General features: G+C 67.8%; 11 protein-coding genes and 1 pseudogene. 6 read left to right on the forward strand and 6 right to left on the reverse strand.

All coding sequences use genetic code 11. From position 1 onward, the window contains the following. Positions 1-420 precede the first annotated feature (420 nt). Positions 421-1824, forward strand: a complete 1404-nt coding sequence (locus ACNAW0_RS27335) for a PQQ-dependent sugar dehydrogenase (RefSeq protein ID WP_416290897.1) — start codon at positions 421-423, stop codon at positions 1822-1824. A gap of 196 nt (positions 1825-2020) precedes the next feature. Here ACNAW0_RS27335 and ACNAW0_RS27340 read toward each other — a convergent pair whose 3' ends face one another. Continuing rightward, entirely contained in the window at positions 2021-2380 is a 360-nt protein-coding gene (locus ACNAW0_RS27340; protein ID WP_416290898.1) for a hypothetical protein, read from the reverse strand. Next, complete coding sequence (locus ACNAW0_RS27345) at positions 2377-3588, reverse strand: alpha/beta hydrolase (RefSeq protein ID WP_416290899.1); 1212 nt, start codon at positions 3586-3588, stop codon at positions 2377-2379. The genes ACNAW0_RS27340 and ACNAW0_RS27345 overlap by 4 nt, the downstream gene beginning before the upstream one ends. A gap of 739 nt (positions 3589-4327) precedes the next feature. On the opposite strand from ACNAW0_RS27345, the pseudogene ACNAW0_RS27350 reads away from it, so the two are divergent. From ACNAW0_RS27350 to ACNAW0_RS27365, 4 genes and pseudogenes are all read left to right on the forward strand, one after another. Beyond that, positions 4328-4895, forward strand: a pseudogene (locus tag ACNAW0_RS27350) (IS607 family transposase). Beyond that, positions 4892-6352, forward strand: a complete 1461-nt coding sequence (tnpB, locus tag ACNAW0_RS27355) for an IS607 family element RNA-guided endonuclease TnpB (protein WP_416290900.1) — start codon at positions 4892-4894, stop codon at positions 6350-6352. The pseudogene ACNAW0_RS27350 and the gene tnpB overlap by 4 nt, the downstream one beginning before the upstream one ends. A gap of 192 nt (positions 6353-6544) precedes the next feature. Continuing rightward, positions 6545-7210, forward strand: a complete 666-nt coding sequence (locus tag ACNAW0_RS27360; protein WP_416290901.1) for a GntR family transcriptional regulator — start codon at positions 6545-6547, stop codon at positions 7208-7210. Between the two features lie 167 nt (positions 7211-7377). After that, the gene (locus tag ACNAW0_RS27365; RefSeq protein WP_416290902.1) at positions 7378-8565 is read left to right on the forward strand and encodes an amidohydrolase; all 1188 of its coding nucleotides are present in this window, start codon (positions 7378-7380) and stop codon (positions 8563-8565) included. Between the two features lie 144 nt (positions 8566-8709). Here ACNAW0_RS27365 and ACNAW0_RS27370 read toward each other — a convergent pair whose 3' ends face one another. The 4 genes from ACNAW0_RS27370 to ACNAW0_RS27385 all read right to left on the reverse strand — a co-directional run bounded on the left by ACNAW0_RS27370 (position 8710) and on the right by ACNAW0_RS27385 (position 15550). Further along, positions 8710-9141: a VOC family protein gene (locus ACNAW0_RS27370; RefSeq protein ID WP_416290903.1), complete on the reverse strand. Its 432-nt coding sequence runs from the start codon at positions 9139-9141 to the stop codon at positions 8710-8712. Between the two features lie 138 nt (positions 9142-9279). Continuing rightward, complete coding sequence (locus ACNAW0_RS27375) at positions 9280-10905, reverse strand: glycoside hydrolase family 10 protein (protein ID WP_416290904.1); 1626 nt, start codon at positions 10903-10905, stop codon at positions 9280-9282. 18 nt (positions 10906-10923) lie between these two features. Continuing rightward, a complete protein-coding gene (locus ACNAW0_RS27380; RefSeq protein ID WP_416290905.1) occupies positions 10924-13584 on the reverse strand; it encodes a family 43 glycosylhydrolase in 2661 nt (886 codons plus the stop codon). Between the two features lie 298 nt (positions 13585-13882). Next, positions 13883-15550, reverse strand: coding sequence for an amidohydrolase family protein (locus ACNAW0_RS27385; protein ID WP_416290906.1), 1668 nt, complete (start codon positions 15548-15550; stop codon positions 13883-13885). Between the two features lie 429 nt (positions 15551-15979). Here ACNAW0_RS27385 and ACNAW0_RS27390 point away from each other — a divergent pair, with 429 nt between their 5' ends. Continuing rightward, positions 15980-17269 (forward strand): hypothetical protein, encoded by a 1290-nt coding sequence (locus tag ACNAW0_RS27390; protein ID WP_416290907.1) that lies wholly within the window; start codon positions 15980-15982, stop codon positions 17267-17269. The last annotated feature ends 421 nt before the right edge of the window (positions 17270-17690 follow it).

A 17690-nucleotide genomic window follows, 5' to 3' on the forward strand; every position in this document is an offset into this window, starting at 1 on the left:
GCGTTTCTCTAGGCGATCCTCGGCTCAGCAGCCGACCACACGGCCCTGACCACGGGCTTCATCCGGCCAGGATCTCTAGACCAGACGAATTACGCGGAACGCAGGTGAACCAGGCGCACCTGGGGCGCGTGCATTCCGGTGGGACCCGAAGTCCTGGCCTGGCTTCTCCGGCGCCCTGTCGGTGAGCGGTGCCGACCTCGGGCCCTGCCAGGCGTCCGGTGGTCGCGACGCCCGGCCTTCACCACTCGGGCAAGAAGGGAATCTGGCATGCACGCACGACCTCGCCGCACCGCCGTCCCACGCCGCCAGACCATGGACGCACCGAATGGATCACCTGGCGACGGCGTGGCACCGACACCCGCCCGCCACCGAACGCGAGCGATCATCGCCATGCTGGCCCTGGCCGCATCAGGACTGTCCATGACTGCGGTCGGTGCCCCAGCGAACGCCGAACCAGCCGGCCCGACGATGCTCGACCGGAAGCTGGCGGTGCGCACGGCCGCCACGGAGTTGGTCAGCCCCACCGGCCTGGCCTTCATCGGCGACGACGACATGCTCGTGCTCGAGAAGACCACCGGGCGGGTCCAGCATGTCGTCAACGGAACCATCGCCAGCACGCCACTGGACCTCGCCGTCAATTCCGGCTCCGAGCGAGGCCTGCTCGGGATCGCCCTGCACCCGGACTTTCCGACGAACCCTGGCGTCTATCTGTACTGGACGGAGAGCACGACCGGCAGGGACACCACCGTCCTCAGCGAAACCCCCCTGCTCGGCAACCGGATCGACCGATTCGTGTGGAACGGCAGCACACTCACCTTCGACCGCAACCTGATCCGGATCCGCGCCCGTCAAGAGGACGCCGGCCAGCCCGCACGCGCCAACCACAACGGCGGAAAGATCAGCTTCGGCCGTGACGGGAGGCTGTACACCTTCACGGGCGACCTCGGTCGGCGTGGCCAACTGCAAAACCTCACCTGCGGCCCGACCGCCGCCTGCCCCGGGCCGACCGTGCCCGACGACCAGTTCGGCGGACCGGCGCCAGACGACGCCCACCTCAGCGGCGTCGTCCTGCGCCTCAACGACGACGGCACCACGCCGACCGACAACCCCTTCTTCGGTCCCGGTGCGGCCATGGGCGGAGAGGTCGGCGCCACCGTGCAGAAGATCTTCTCGTACGGCCACCGCAACGGATTCGGCATGGCCGTCGACCCCGCCACCGGAAATGTGTGGATACAGGAAAACGGCGACGACAGCTTCAGCGAGATCAACCGGCTCGAGCCGGGCATGAACGGCGGCTGGGTCCAGATCGCCGGGCCGGTGCAGCGGATCGCCCAGTTCAAGGAGATCGAGACGACGTTCGGCGGGCAGAACCTCCAGCAACTACGCTGGCCGCCGAGCAACATCGCGGACAGCCCGCAGGAGGCGCTCGGCAGGCTGTTCATGCTCCCCGGGGCGCACTACAGCGATCCCGAGTTCAGCTGGAGGTGGGAGGTCGCCCCCGGCGGAATGGGCTTCCTCAACAGCCGGGCGCTCGGGCCAGAGTTCCAGGGTGATCTGTTCATGGGTGCCGCGACGGCCACCCTCAACGGGGGCTACCTCTTCCACTTCAATCTGACCGGCAACCGCCGAAAGATCGCCGTCGACGACCCTCGACTGGAAGACCGGGTGGCGGACAACCTCGCCAAGCACGAGATCACGGAAAGCGAAAGCCTACTGATCGGTCGGGACTTCGGCGTCGTCACGGACATCGAAACCAGCCCGGACGGCAACCTGTCCGTCCTTTCGCTCACCAACGGCGCGGTCTACACGATCTACCGGCGCTGACGACCAGCAACCCCGACGGGGTGACCCGCCTTTCCGCCATGCCGGACGGGCGGGTCACCCTATACGCGGACAACACCGTGCTGCTGTTCAGCAGCGATGTGTCGGCGGCGGCGAAGCGTACCGAGCTGCGGTCCGCGGGGCCGCCGCGTATCTCGCGGACGAGGCGGGCATGAGCGCGGACACCACGGCCACCCGGTCAGGAAACGTGTTCACGGGAAATACCCTGGCTGGCCAGCATGCCCCTGGCCTGCGCGGTAACACACTCGGTCCAGGTCGGCCCCGCCCGCCACGGCGCCGGGCCCACACCAGCCTTGGTCAGGATCGCCCAGATCGTGCTGGCCCCGAGCTGGAGTTCTGCGTATTCAGCGACGGCGAGCGCTACGGCGTCGTCGCCGAAGCCAGACAGGACGAGCCGCCGCAGCCCCTCAACGAACAGCCAGGTTCCGCCACATCGATCCAGCTTTCGGGTCGCGGTCGTGGCGGTACTGAGTGTCGCCCGGCCGCGTGCATCTCGGGCATTCTCGGGCTCTTCTTCTTCACAAGCCGACGAGGTCATCGGACGCCGCGATAGCCGCCCGGAATAGTGTGCTCATCCTCGAGCGGAAGCGGTAACGCACGATTGGCGAGAAAGCTTCGCGCCAGCTCTGCGTAGGCATCCGGACGCTCCAGGTAAGCCTGGTGGCCGGTGTCGGGCAGCAGCACGAGGCGTGCGGTTGGGAATGCCTCCAGATACGCGGCGGCGGTATGCCATGGCAGGTAGTCGCAGGCCGGCTTGATGACCAGCACTGGTGCCTGTATCGAGGCAAGCCGAGACCGGACGATGCCAGGATCGTCGGGGTGCAGTTGCGGGATTTGGCTGGCGTAGTAGCCCACTCCGGAGGTGCCGAGCCGCCCGTCGAGCATGGGATCGCAGAACAGCGCGGGTGCGGTGTCGGCGTAGACGGTGGCGAACCGCCGGTCCATTTCGGCGTCTCCAGCGAGCGCATGCGCAACCTGTGGATCGACGGCTGTCAGCGCGTACCCGACCAGGTTGCGAGGCCATGCCAGGCGTAGGTACAGGCGGGTTCGCTGGCCGGCGTGGAGTCGGGCGGTGGGATCACCCGGACGGGTCTGCCCGTCGGCGTCGGGCAGCGCCTGGGGAGCGCTGAGCACCAACGCCACGACGCGGTCGGGTTGCCGGCTGAGATATGCGGTAGCGATCCGTGCACCCCAGGAGTGGCCGAGTAGCGCGATTCGATCCGCTCCGGTGAAGGCCCGCACCGCATCCAGGTCCTGCACGGCCCGTTCGGTGGTGTAGCCGGTGGGGTTGGCGAGCCGCGATGATGCGCCCGCTCCGATCTGGTCGTAGACGTACACGTCGCGGCCGGTGGCGAGAGCGGCGAACGCCGGCACGTCGTGCGCCATGTCGGCTACGCCGGGACCGCCGTGGACCACCACCAGCGGCGGCTCGGTGGCAGACGCGGCCTTGGTGACGTGGACGGCCAGCGCGGTCCCGTCGGGACGGGTGAGGTAGGTCATGCCAGGCACATGGTCCAGCGTGGTTCGACCCGATCCTGGCCACACCCACGTCAGGCTTACCGCAACGGTGGCCAGCAGCAGCGCGACCGGACCCGCCAGGGGTCGGCCCAGGACCGAGCCGGCGACGGGTCGATCACGCCGCTGCCGCCGACGTCGAACCAGGTGCGGCACCGCCCACGCGAGGCCGGCCACGGTGACGATCGCCGCGACCACCGACCACCACAACGAGCCGGACCAGCCGGCCACGGCCACGAGCGCGGCGGCGGCTGCGATCGAGACGCACGCGCCCAGCCCTAACAGCTTCAGCAGATCCCGTACGACGGCGGCCGCCCGGCTACCGGTCCCACTGATGCCACCGCCAGCTCCCGCGACTGGCACACCGCTTCCCCTTCGATCGGTCAGATCCCGTCGCACAACCGGCAGCTGCCGCGCTGGCGTAGGCCGTAAGCGTACGTCGCGTGCCCAACGCCCTCGATCATCCAACGTCGACGACCCGACGGGGTACGTCCTCGTCGAGGAACTCCGCGACAACGACGCGGGTGCCGCGCAGGTCCAATCCGACCACTTCAAGATGGCCCAGCCGCGAGCAACCGCCGCACCATGTTGCCACGCCGCGCATCGTCAACATGGTGATCCCACACGACTGGTCCAAACTAGGCGAGATGCCCGTCGACAGCGGGGCACGCCCGTGTCAGCCGGTGCGTCTTCAAGACCGACCCGGCTCGCTCTCGGCTGCCGCCTCTCGCCTCCGTCGCGCCTCGCTCGGGCTCATCGCGGGGATCGCATCGAGCAGCGACCGCGTGTAGGCGTCCGCGGGATGCGCGAACACCCGCTCCGAGGCGCCCTCCGCCACGATCCGGCCGCGGTACATGACCGCCACGTCGTCGGCGATGTGGCGGACCACCGACAGCGTCGCGCAGGGGTTGGCAACAGATCCGTGTTTTATGGGCAGTCATAGTCGGACATTTGCATGTACTGTGGGAGTGTGAAGCTGTCAGACTGGGCTCGCGAGCAGGGCGTGACCTATCAGACCGCTTGGCGGTGGGTGAAGGACGGCAAGATGCCGGTGCCTGTCCGTCAGGTGCCGTCTGGTACGTGGATCGTGCAAGAGGCCCCGGCTGCGGCCGGTCGCGTACTGCCGCGTGTCCTCCAGTGACCAGAAGGGTGACCTGGACCGGCAGACCGTGCGGGTTGTGGAGGGGGCGAATGCCCGGGGCCTGGCGGTGGCGGAGATCGTGACTGAGGTCGGCTCCGGCCTGAACGGCAAGCGCCACAAACTGCATCGCCTCCTCGCCGACCCGACTGCGGCAGTGATCGTGGTCGAGGACAGGGACCGGCTGGCCCGCTTCGGTGTGGAGCACCTGCAAGCCGCGCTTTCTGCGACCGGGCGTCGTCTGGTGGTCCTGGAGCCGGAAGAGTCCACGGACGACCTGGTCGAGGAGATGGCCGACGTGTTGACGTCGATGTGTGCCCGGCTGTACGGGCAGCCGGCGGCGAAGAAACGTGCCGCTCGTGCTCTGGCCGCCGCGTCCGGCGGGGAGCCGGTGGTGTGAAGAAGTTCGAGCCGCGGCCCGGTTTCGTGGTCCAGGCGTTCCGTTTCGCGTTGGATCCGAACGCCACGCAGGAGCAGCGGCTGCGGTCACACTGCGGTGCGGCTCGCGCCGCCTTCAACTGGGCTGTGTCCTGGGTGGTGGCGTCGTGGTGGCAGCGCAGGGCGGAGGCGTCGTACGGCATCGGCGAGGAGGGGTTGACGCCGTGGCGGTCGTGGTCGCTGCCTGTGTTGCGGAAGGTGTTCAACGAGGTCAAGAAGACCGATCCGCGTTTCGCCGGCTGGTGGGAGGAGAACTCGAAGGAGGCGTACAGCACAGGTTTGGCGAACGCGGCGGCGGCGTTCGACAACTACGCCACGTCCAAGCGCGGCAAGCGTAAAGGCAAGCGTGTGGGCATGCCCCGGCGGAAGTCGAAGCACAATGCGCGGCTGGCGTGCCGGTTCACTACCGGCGCCATCCGGGTGGAGCCGGACCGGCGGCACGTGACGCTGCCACGGCTCGGGGCGATCCGTACCCACGAGTCCACCCGCAAGCTGGAACGCCGTATCGCGAACGGCACCGCCCGGATCTTGTCGGCCACGGTCAGGTTCGAGCGGGGTCGGTGGTTCGTGGCCTTCCAGGTCGAGATCCAGCGCGCCGCCGACCGCACCCCGACGCGTCTGGATGTGGCGGCGGGTGTGGACCTGGGCGTGAAGTGCCTCGCGGTGATCGCCGACAGCCAGGGCGAGGTGCGGTTTGTGCCGAACCCGGCGCACTACGACGGCGCGCTCAAGCACCTCAAACGGCTGTCCCGGCGGGTGTCCCGCCGGCAGGGGCCGGACCGGCGCACCGGGCAGCGGCCGTCCAGGCGGTGGGCGGTCGCCAACGCCGAGCGTAACCGCGTGCACCATCGGGTGGCGAATCTCCGCGCCGACGCCCTACACAAGCTCACCACCGACATCACCGGCAAGTACGGCACCGTCGTGGTCGAAGACCTCAACGTGGCCGGCATGCTCCGCAACCGACGCCTGGCCCGCAAGATCGCTGACGCGGGCTTCGCGGAGATTCGCCGGCAGGTGGGGTATAAAACCGCATGGAATGGTGGTCGGCGGATCGTAGCCGACCGCTGGTATCCCTCCAGCAAGACCTGCTCGGCCTGCGGCGCGGTGAAAGCCAAGCTGCCGCTGCACGTGCGAGTGTTCCGCTGCGATGCCTGCGACCTGGTCATGGACCGGGACGAGAACGCAGCCCGCAACCTCGCCGCCCTCGCGACGGCAGAAACAACGGGTACCGGAGTGGCCGGAGACCCGGGCGTGCAAGCGCCGAAACCGCGTGGAGCCGACCGTAAGACCCGCACCACCACCACCCGCAGCCGCAAGGCCACGGGTGGGCGGGCAGGTGGCGCAACCCTGCCGCACCAACGGCAGCAGGAAACGCGAGACCGTCATCAGGACACCGAAACGCAACCCGCGCTCCGGTGACACCGTTACGGACCTTCCCAGCCGAAAGGCTGGGATTGCTGACATCCGGCTACGGAATCAGCAACGGGAAGCATGCCCTCGTCACTCGACTCGGGGCCGTGGCGTCGGTGTTGGTCGGCGGCTGACTGTCGAATCCACTTCATGCTACGGTGGTATGCCAAAATTCGTGACTCTTCAGCGGGCAGTGACCATATGGCAGAGGTGGGGGGCTTCGAGCCGGAGTCGGAGCGCGTCACGCGGCGACTGCGTGAGGAGATCCTGGACGGGGTTCGCGTTCCGGGAGACCGGCTGGTGGAGCGGGAGCTGGCAGACGACCTGGGCGTGAGCCGGGTTCCGGTGCGTGAGGCGCTGCGGGCGCTGGTGGCCGAAGGGCTGGTGACACCGCGACCACGATCCTGGGCCGTGGTTCGGGAGTTCAGCGCGTCCGACATCGCGGACCTGAACGAGGTCCGCGCGGCCTTCGAGTCGTTGACGTTCCGGTTGGCCGCGCAGCGGCGAACCCGTGACGGCCTGGAGCGGCTTCGCGGCGTGCTGGATGACGAGCTGATGGCGGCGCGCGCGGGGGATGCGGTCGGGGCCCATCGTGCGGCTGCCGACTTTCATGAGGTAGTGACGTCGTTGGCGGCGAACGAGCTGCTCGTCGAGCTCGAGCGCCCCTTGCGCAGCCGGATGCGATGGCTGCTTGGGCAGCACGGTGACCTGATGGCGGTCGCAGAACAGCACGAGGGGTTGTATGCGGCGATCGCCGACCGCGATGTCGCCCGCGTCGAGCGTCTGGTGGCCGAGCACCTCGAGGCTGGGCAGCGTACGGCGATGGCCCACCGGCAGGGTCATTCCAACGCGGCGACGAGAACCTGATCCACGCGATGACCCGGCTCGGTGTGACGAGGTTCCAGACGTTCAGCTTGAAACCGTGGTTTGGGGCAGCGACGACGCCTTGCGGATCGCAAGGATCTCGGTGAGGGCGCGTGGGCCGGCAGGTTCCTGCATACATCCACGACAACACTTTGGTATACCATCGGGGTGTGACGTCTCTGATCTTGACTAACGTGCGCCCTTGGGGTGCCGACCCGGTCGATGTGGCGATCGCCGACGGGCTGATCGCCGATGTGGTACCCACCGGCACCGCGGATGGTGCCGGCGAGCGCGTCGATGGGCGCGGCCTGTTGGCACTGCCCGGGTTCGTCAACGCGCACGCGCACGTGGACAAGAGTTGGTGGGGTCAACCGTGGGTCTCCTACGACGGCGAGGCCACGACGCAGGGACGGATTGCGCACGAGCGCGCCGAGCGGGACAAGCACGGCATCCCGAGTACCGCGAGCACGATCGCGGTCCTGCGGGAGTTCCTCCGCCATGGTACGACAGCCACCCGTACGCATGTCGACATCGACCTCGGCGTCGGGCTGCGCGGTATCGAGACGGTTCGCGAGGCGGCCGCCGCGCTGGACGGGGCGGTCGAGGTGGAGATCGTGGCATTCCCGCAGGACGGCGTGATGCGCCGCCCCGGCGTCCTGGAGCTGCTGGACCAGGCAGCCGCGGTCGGCGCCACGAGCATCGGTGGTATCGATCCGGCCTCCATCGACCGGGACCCGGTAGCTCAGCTCGACGGGCTGTTCGAGATCGCCGAGCGCCGCGGCGTCGGGATCGACATCCACCTGCACGACGGCGGCGAGCTTGGCGCCTTCCAGTACGAACTGATCATCGACCGCACTCTCCGGGCCGGCCTGCAGGGAAAGGTCACGATCTCGCACGGATTCGCCCTCGGCGAGCTCCCGGCGCAGCGTCAGGCCGAGTTGCTGGTCCAGTTCGCCGACGCAGGCATCTCCTGGGCCACGGTCGCGCCGGTACGCTCGGCGCCGTTGCCGTGGCGAGCCATGCGGGACTGCGGCATCCCGATCGGGCTGGGCACCGACGGCATCCGCGACCTGTGGTCACCGTATGGCGACGGCGACATGCTCCGCATCGCCCTGGGGTTCGCCCGGCTGCACGGCCTCCGCACCGACGATGACCTCGCCTACGCGATCAAGCTCGCCACGACCGACGGCGCCCGGTTCGTGCACCGTGCCGGGCTCGATCTGGTCCCCGGCGCGCGAGCCGACATCGTCCTGCTCGACGCCGAGAACCTGCCGGACGCCTTGATGAGGGCTCCCCGACGCCAAGCCGTGATCGCCGGCGGGCGGCTGGTGGTCCGGGACGGCGAGCTGCTGATCTAGGCGACGGCTTTCTCGGCCGTGGCGACCTGCTCGGGTCTGTTGCGAAGACCTGCGGCTCGTCCACCTCAACCGTGGCGTACAGGCCACATGCCGTCCCGGTGCACCAGGTCGGACTCGCCGACCGAATGGGTTGCGACGGCCTGGTCAGGTGGCGAAAACCTGCGAATCGTCGGCGAAGGCCTTGAACTCCAAGGCGTTGCCGGCGGGGTCGAGGAGGAACATTGTCCGTTGCTCGCCGGCCTCGCCTTCGAAGCGTACATAGGGCTCGATGACGAAGTCGATGCCCGCGGCGCGGAGGCGGTTGGCGAGTTCCTGGAACGCAGGGACCGTCAAGATCAAGCCGAAGTGTGGTACGGGGACGTCGTGGCCGTCGACCGGGTTGTGGATGCGCGAGGCGCGGCCGGGGGCGAGGTGGGTGACGAACTGGTGGCCGTGCAGGTTCCAGTCCAACCAGGTGTCGGCGCTTCGGCCCTGTTCCAGGCCGAGCACCTCGCCGTAGAAGTGCTGGGCCGCGGCGAGGTCGTCGACGGGCATGGCCAGGTGAAACCGTGGGATCGGCGAGTCGAGAATGCTCATGGGATGGCTGCTCTTTTGTAGTCGTCCGGCAGGGGTGGTCTACCAGTTCTGCCGGGTGGGGGAAATGATCAAGTCGTTGACGGTGATGTCGGCGGGTTGGTCGAGGGCGTAAACGACGGGTCACCTGGCACCGAAGCCCTACATGGCGGCGAGCGACCTCGGCGCGCTGAGCCGGCCCTCGTTCCCGCTGCGATCCAGTCCGGAAACGCAATAGGACAGCGGACGATCGGCTGGGGCGGTGCGGTCGGTCCAAGCGGTACCTCGGGCGGTACCGACGAGTTGGGCCGCGCCGCCGTCTACCCGGTAGATGGCGAAGCTCGTGGCACCGTCCCCGCGCCAGGTCACCTCCACCCCGCCGGTGTCCACCCGCCGCGCGCCGGTGACAGTGGGTGCGGCCGGCAGCACCGCTGGTAGCTGCCGCATCGCCGGCAGCAGCGCCGGGTTGGCGTAGTGCGACGCACTGTACCGGCTGACGGCCCCGAGTTTGTCGGCGCGCACCTGTTTCGCACTGAAGTGCACGCTCCCGCTCACCCCGTGCCGCCGATTGAGGGCGAGCTGGCGATCCAGCTCCGCCGGATCGCGCCACGCGCCGCGCTCACCCACCCGGTAGTCGCCCTGCCCGATGTAGAGCTGCACCTGGGTGCCCCGCACCGTGGCCGCCCACCACGGCAGCAACTTGGCGTAGTCGGCCTTGCCGAACCCGATGTGCCAGTAGAGCTGCGGCACGACATAGTCCAGCCACTGCTCCCGTACCCAGAGTCGGGTGTCGGCGTAGATGGCGTCGTAGCTCTGAAGTCCGGCTGTCGCCGAGCCGGCCGGATCGGTGCGCTTGTTACGCCAGATACCGAACGGGCTGATCCCGAACTTCACCCACGGCTTGATCGCCTTGATCCGCTCGCTCATCTCCCGGACCAGCGTGTTCACGTTGTTCCGGCGCCAGGCGTGCGTGTCCGCGAAGCCCTTCCCGTACCGGGCGAACGCCGCGCCGTCCGGGAAGTCCTGCCCGGCCTCCGGGTACGGGTAGAAGAAGTCGTCGAAGTGCACACCGTCGATGTCGTACCGCTGGACGGCCTCCAGCATCGAGTCCTCGACAAACTTGCGCGCCTCCGGGACACCCGGGTTGAAGTAGAGGCGGCTGCCCGGCCGGTCGGCGCTGGGGTAGATCACCGCCCAATCACGATGCTGGCGCAGCGGATGGGTCGGCGCGAGCTGGTCCAACCTCGGGCCGGGCCCACCCACGGTGGCCGGCTGCCCGCCCCGATACGGGTTGAACCAGGCGTGAAACTCCAGGTTGCGGGCGTGCGCCTCGGCGACCATGAACTCCATCGGGTCCCAGCCGGGGTCACGGCCGTCGCGGTGCCCGGTCAACCACTCTGACCACGGCGCATACCTGGACGGCCAGAGCGCGTCCCCGCTCGGCCGCACGTGCACGAACACCGCGTTGTGGTTGCGCCGCACGGCCAGGTCCAGCCAGCCCCGGAACTCCGCCCGCACTGTCTCGGCGGGCAGCCCACGCCGGCTTGGCCAGTCGATGTTGTTCACCGTCGTGATCCACATGCCGCGCAACTCGCGGGGTGCCTGGGCCAGCCGGCCCGCGCATCTGGGGATGCTCCCGTCCGCGCTGATGGCGGCCGCGTCGCCAACCACCCGATCCCGTAACGACCAGGCGCCGACCGCGACCGCGATGGCGATGGCGACCACCGCGACGAGAGCGACGGTACGACGGCGGCGGGCGGTGGGAGCGGGTGAAGCGGCGGCGGGCATCGGCCCAGTCTGCCCGTGCTACCCACCTGATGAACCGGTTGGGCCGTTACTTAACGGCGAGATAAGGCAAGCGCGGACGTCACCGTGGCCGGCCAGCGCTGCATGGACCGCGTTCACAGCTCTGCCCGGCCGGCCTACACCACCAGTAGCAGTCCGGTACGTCCCGCCGCGGCCAGCCGTGTCCGGCATCGCCCGGTGACCCCGGCCGCCGGCCGCAGGGGTCACCGGGCGGAGGTTCATACCGCGGACGGAGCGTTCCGTCGCTCCGTTGCCCCAGTAGAGGTAGCTGCGGCCGTCGTCGTCGGTGAAGACCGCCGGGTCGATGGCCTGGCCGCCGTCGGGGTTGGCGGCGACGAGCGGCTTGTCGAGCGCGTCGACGAACGGGCCGGTCGGGGAGTCGGCGACGACCACGCCGATCTTGGCGTCGGCACAGAAGTACAGGTAGTACTTGCCGTTCTTCTCGATCGCGGCCGGCGCCCAGGCCCGCCCGTCGGCCCAGGACACGTCGGGGCCGAGGTCGAGGATGGTCGGGTGCTCGGTCCAGTGGACCAGGTCCTTGCTCGACCAGGTCTTGAAGGTGGTGCTGGACCAGCCCGGGTAGCCGTCGGTGGTGGCGTAGATGTAGTAGGTGTCCCCGAAGCGCACGATGTTGGGGTCGGCGTTGTATCCGGGCAGGACGGGGCTGTTCATGACGAACGCCTTGACGGTCCAGGTGCGCCTGCTGCCGTCTGCGCCGGTAACCGTGTAGGTGACGGGCTTCGTGAAGTCCTGGGTGGAGCCGTTGCCCGGGCTGAGCCGGGCCTCGTCGCTGATCCGGAAGTCGGGCTTGAGGGCAGCCAGGTCGGCGTCCGGTTTGACGGGCAGGGTGACGGTGTTCGTGTCGCTGTTGATGATGGCCGGGACCTTGAGGGCGTCCAGCTTGACCGAGTCGATGGCCGTCTCGTTGCCCGCGAGGGAGAGCACCTCGTTGGCAGACAGGCCACGGTTCCACAGCGTGAAGCTGCGCATCTTGCCGTTGAAGTGGCGGTCGGCGGAGTAGAGGGAGCGACCCAGGTAGTTGGCGGTGGTGATGCCGTCGCCGAGGTCACCCGGTTTGATCGTGATCCCGTCGTTCCTGGCCACCTCGACGCCGTTGTGGTAGAGGCGGGCCACTCCACCGGAGAGGGTGTACGTGATGGTGTGCCAGCCGCCCCGGCCGAGGTCGCGGCCGCCGCCGATGTTCTGCTCGGTCGTCCAGTTTCCGCTGGCGATGGCGGTGCGGTAGGAGTTCCCCGTGGTGAACAGGTAGCCGTTGCCGGCGCCTTTCGTGGTGTTGCCGAGGCCCCAGATGAAGTAGGACGTGGCCTGCGCGGGATCGACCCAGACCTGGGCGGAGACGCTGACGTCGGACAGACCGGTCAGGAGGTTGTTCGGCAGGCGGACGTAACCGTCGGTCCCGTCGAAGACCATGCCGTCGGCGGAGCGCTTGACGCCGCCGTGGATCGCCGCGTCCTGGGCATTGCCCGAGCTGTCAGCGACGGTCGTGCCGCTGCCACCCGCCAGGCGGTAGTCGGCGATCACGCCCTTCTTGCTGGTCGGCGCGGGTGACGGGCCCTGCCGGACCTGGTCGAGCTCGGCCTTGGTGACCGGCAGGACGGTTCCGTGCCGCGGGTGGGCCGGCAGGTCATAGCCGGTCGACATGCTGAACTTCCCGCTGTCGAGGTCGGTGGTTTCGAACGGCACGTAGCCGCAGCCCCCGAACTCGTCGATGAACACGTACCACTTGTCCTCGGTGTTACTCTTGAACACCGTCGGACCCTCCCCGCGGGAGATGCCCGGGGAGGTGCCGCTCGCCTTGCCGATGCAGTCTTGGACGAAGTCCCAGTTCGCACTACGCAGCTGGGTCGACTTCTCCTCGAGGATGAACTTGCTGCACGGGGTGCTGGAGGTGTTGTTCCGCTCGTCCTCGGTGAAGCGGTAGTAGTTGCCGTTGTGCTTGATAACCGTCGAATCGATCACCGAGTAGCCGGGGTCGACCCAGACCTTGGGCTCGCTGAAGGTGCGGAAGTCGCGGGTCGTCGCGTACAGCATGCGGTTGTAGGTGTTGCCGGTGTGGGCGGTGTCCTCCGGCGCGTAGAGCTTGGAAGCCCAGAACACGACGTAGGCGCCGATGGTGTCGTCGTAGTAGGCCTCCGGGGCCCAGGTGTTCCCCGCCGTGCCGGGGGAAACGCGCACGTGCCGCTGCTGCGGCCAGGTCACCAGGTCGGTGGACTCCCAGACCTCGATGTACTTGCTGCCAGTACGTTGGCTCGCGTCCCAGTCACCGTTGCCGTAGATCTTCAGGTCGGTGGCGATGAGGTAGAACTTGTCGCCCTCGGGGCTGCGGATGATGAACGGGTCGCGTACGCCCTCGTCGCCCTCGCTCGAGGTGAGGACGGGGCGTCCGCCGTTGAGCTCGTCGTACTTGAGCGGGTCGTTCCCGCGGCTGGCCGCGAAGTAGATCTGCTCGCCGTCGGCGGTGCCCTCGCCGGTGAAGTAGGCGAAGGCGTAGCCCTCGAGCTTCTCCTTCTTCGGCAGCGGCAGGACGGTCAGGCTGAAGTTGCGTACGGCGCCGCTCGTGGTCGAGCTGCGGTTTGAATGCTCGACCGCATTCCAGCCAGAGCCGTTGCCGCTACGGTTTTCAGTCGAAACCGATGACAAGCAAGTCAGAGAGTTCAGCTACCCCGTCGCTCTCGTAGGAAGCGACTGGGAGCGCGATGCTCGGTTCATGTGCGAGCCCCAGTTTATAGCCACGGCGGGCTGGCGTCTCCGCGTAGTTGGGGGTTCTGGGCCCCAGGTCAAGCGGATGCATGGCAGTGGGGAGGAGGGCCTCCGGAAAGAGGAGACGACAGCGGTTCATGGCTGTCGCCTCCTCCCTCCTTCTGGTCATGCATTCAGGACCTATGTGGATCGGGATTCGGCTGTGCGTGCCCGGCCGTCCGAGGTGCGGCCCGCCTACCTACGAGATGCCTCTTTCTGCCTTCTGCTTCTCCACCTCGACAGCCACGTCTTCGAGCAGCCGCCTCGCGTCGTAGACGACGCCGTCCTTGATCGTCCACCTGATGCCACCGACCCGCTCGATCTGGCCGCTTTGGGGGTTGAGGCGCTGGTGGCCGGTTCCGTACAGCGCCTTGAAACCGCCTCCGCGCCGCCCCCAGGGATCCAGCGTGAGGTCCGCGGTGGGGTCTTCTGGGGCGATGACGAGGTCCGCGAGTTTCCCGGGTTGGACGGTCCCGATCGGCGGGTTGTCGATACCCATTGGCTCGTAGAGCGTTTTGGCGCCGTTCAATGTCGCCGCCGTGATGACTTCGAGCGGGCTGAGGCCGGCCTCCCGCAGCATTTCCAGCTCCATGATGTAGGCGAAGCCGTAGGTCTGGTAGATGAAGCCGGAGTCTGAGCCGGTGGTAATTCGCCCGCCCATGTCGTGGTAGTCCTTCACGAGTTTGAACCAGACCTGGTAGAAGTCCTTCCAGGCCGTTTCGACCTCGGTGCCCCAGTCCCAGTAGTACGAGCCGTGGGCGGCGGTGCTGGGCTGGAAGAAGTCCCACAGCGACGGCAACGTGTACTTGTCGTGCCACTCGGCGCCGCGCATCCTCGCCACGTCCCGGCTCGCGACGTAGATGTTGAACGTGGGGTCGAATACGGTTCCCAGCTCGAGCTGCTCCCGCAGGTACGTATGCCATTCCTTGCCGCGGACGGGGTGAATCTTGTTCACCCAGTCGGCCACCTGGCTGAAACGCACCTGTTCGTTGCGGTAGTCGTAGTCGGACGGAAACAGCTTTACGCCCGGTCGCACGAGCGACTCGAAGTGGCCGTAGAAGTGGGTGACCGTGCCGAGCCCGAGCCGGGCGGCGTCGATGGCGTTCATTTGCTCGACGCCGGTCTGATCGAGGTGCGCTGTCGTACCCATCTGGAGCTTCTTCGCTTCGGGGAGGACTGCACCCATGATGTCGGGGCGCATGTGCGCTCCCGATCTGATCTTGACTCCGTCGACGCCGTGGTCCTTCGCCCAGCGCACCCACTCCCGCGCGCTCTGCGCGCTGTTGACAGGACCCTTGCCCCAGGCGTTTCCCGGGTGCTGATAGTTGAAGATCCGCGGGGCGACGATTTCGTTGCGTTCGCTGCGCTCCTTGTCCCTGACGGAGATATCGTTCGATGCCAGTGCCACACCGCGCACGGTCGTCACACCGTGCGCGAGCCACAGCTTGTACGCGTACGTCTCCGGGTTCTTCGGCGGTCCGCCTGCATGCACGTGGAGGTCGACGAATCCGGGCATCACAAACATGCCGGTCGCATCGACCACGTGGTCGGCATCAAACGGTGGCCTGTCCTTGTGCAGGTCACGCTCGCTGACCTGCTTGATCTGGGTGATCCGCTGGTTCACCACGACGATGTCCACCGGGCCACGCGGTGGGGCTCCGGTGCCGTCGATCAGGGTCCCGCCGCGGATCACCAGCTTGTGAAACGGGCCCGTGCCCTCCTCGGGCGCCCGGTCGGCCGATGGCTGACGTGCCGGTGCACCCGCTTCTTCAGCTCGGGCGGCATCTGGCGTGAGTGCCGCGTACGTACCCACAATGCCGGCAGTGCCAGCTCCCAGAAATCGCCGACGAGTGAAGCTGTTTCCCATCGCCTTCCCCCTTTTGGCTTCCGTTCGCGCGTGCTCGTCGTGTGTGGATCAGCCCGCCACGCCGCGTCAGATGGCCGTCGAGCCGGTCTCCGTACGATCCTCGATCCGGCCGGTCGTCGATGGAGTGCAACGTAACATGGTATTGATTTGCAGCGCTAGGCATCGATATCGGCATCCGGCATCACCCCGGGACCGCCCTCAGCCCACCACCGCCGGGCAAACGTGTCGAGGCGAGCCCGATCGCAGCCGAGCGCCGGCGGGAAAGCCCACCAGGGACCGCTTCGACATCGACCGTCGTTCAGCAACTGCCGGAAGGCGCTCGCCTCGATTCAAGACAGCCATCTGAAGCCCCAGCAGGACCGGCGGCGGATACTCCGTGATAGATGCGGGTCGAAGCCGGCCCCGACTGGTGAAGCGAGAGGAGCAGCGATGCGGACAGCCAGGGCAACGCTGGTGGCAGCACTTGCCACCCTGACCATGGTCGCAGGCGCGGGCATCGCTTCTCCGGCTGCACAGGCCACGCCGCCCGTTAAACCCGCCGGGCTGGAAAACGCAAAGGCGTGCGAGATCACCAGGCCGTCGGAGGGCTGGCCCGACGGGACCAGCGCGGGGTTCGACACGAACCTGCACCATGGACTCGACAGCGACTGGAAGCAGCATGTGCGCCCGGTCGGCACCGTACGCGCGATCATGCTGTTCGTGGACTTCCCGAACGCCCGCGCCGAGGACAACCCGGCACCGTACGCGGACACCTCCACTTACTACGACTTCCTCGAGCCATCAGTTGAGTGGTTCCGCCGCTCCTCCAACGGGCGGCTCAACCTCGAGATCACGACGGTGCCGCAGTGGTTCCGCATGCCACTGCCGGACACCGAGTACGGACTCTCGCGCAACACGTTCACTGTGGAGAACCAGCTCGAGTACGTGCGCGACGTGGTCAACGTGACCGACCCGGACGTCGACTTCTCAGACTACCGGCTGCTTTACATCGTGCCGTCTCGCAATGCGAGCCACATCGCCTTCTCCCCCGAGTTCAACGACTACACGCGCTCGATCGTGGCCGACGGGACCGTGCTCAAGAACGGTGACACGTTCGGCCAGGACATGTGGGGCTGGGGCTTCAAAATCCTCAACCACGAGACAGGCCATGCGTTCTCGCTGCCGGAGTCCTACAACGCCACCGGCATCGGCGGCACGCACCGGTTCGTCGGTGGCTGGGACATGATGGGCAACATTTCCGGCCGCGCGCCCGAGCTGATGGGCTGGAACAAGTGGAAGCTCGACTGGCTGCAGCGCCCGCAGATCGGCTGCGTGACGCAGAGCGGAGTCACCGAGTACACGCTCACTCCGATCGAGCAGGGCGGACCGCCGGGGGCCGCGAAGAAGCTCGTCGTGGTGCGCACCGGCCCCTACACCGCCTGGGTGGCGGAGCTGCGGCGTGCAGTGGGCAACGACGCGGGCACGATCTGCGACCCCGGAGTGCTCGTGTACAAGGTCGACACGTCGATCCCGAACGGCGACGGATCAATCCAGGTGCACGATGCCAAGCCCGGGTCCGGCCGCCAGGGGCCGTGCACCGAGCCCGACATCGGGACGCTCGGCATCGGGGCGGATGAGGTGCCGTTGTTCCACGACCCCGCTACCAACGTCACGATCGAGGTCGTTTCGGAGGACGAGTCGAAGGCAATGGTGCGCGTCACGAAGGGAGACGCGCCGTGAGAGCCGCACCGGCGCTCGCCAGCTCGGTGCGGGACAGCCCGCTCGGTGGCGGCGCCGTCGCGCACACGCTGGCAACTCGATCGACCAGTCCCTGCCCGGAGCGGTGCCAGTGGCCTGACGAATGACACCCCTCGGATGGCGCCGGCGAGTGTCTCGCGACCTCGTCGGCACCATCACGCCATCTTTGGCCGCATCGTGCCCTTGGTCAGTGCTCTGTGTGCCCGGCGACGGCGGCACGGTCGGCGCGGTGGCCGCCGAGTTGTACCTCGCGACATGGTGTTGAAGGGGCGCGGCCGGCTCGTGCGTGCACCCAGGCTCGTGTATGAAAGCGAAAAGTTGGGACGGTGATGTCGAGAACTGGTGACTGGCTCCGTCCCCGTGGTGAACGTGACCAGAATGGGTCGCACCAGCACCGAGGAGA

The organism is Micromonospora sp. SL1-18, assembly GCF_047921505.1.
GTDB lineage: Bacteria > Actinomycetota > Actinomycetes > Mycobacteriales > Micromonosporaceae > Micromonospora.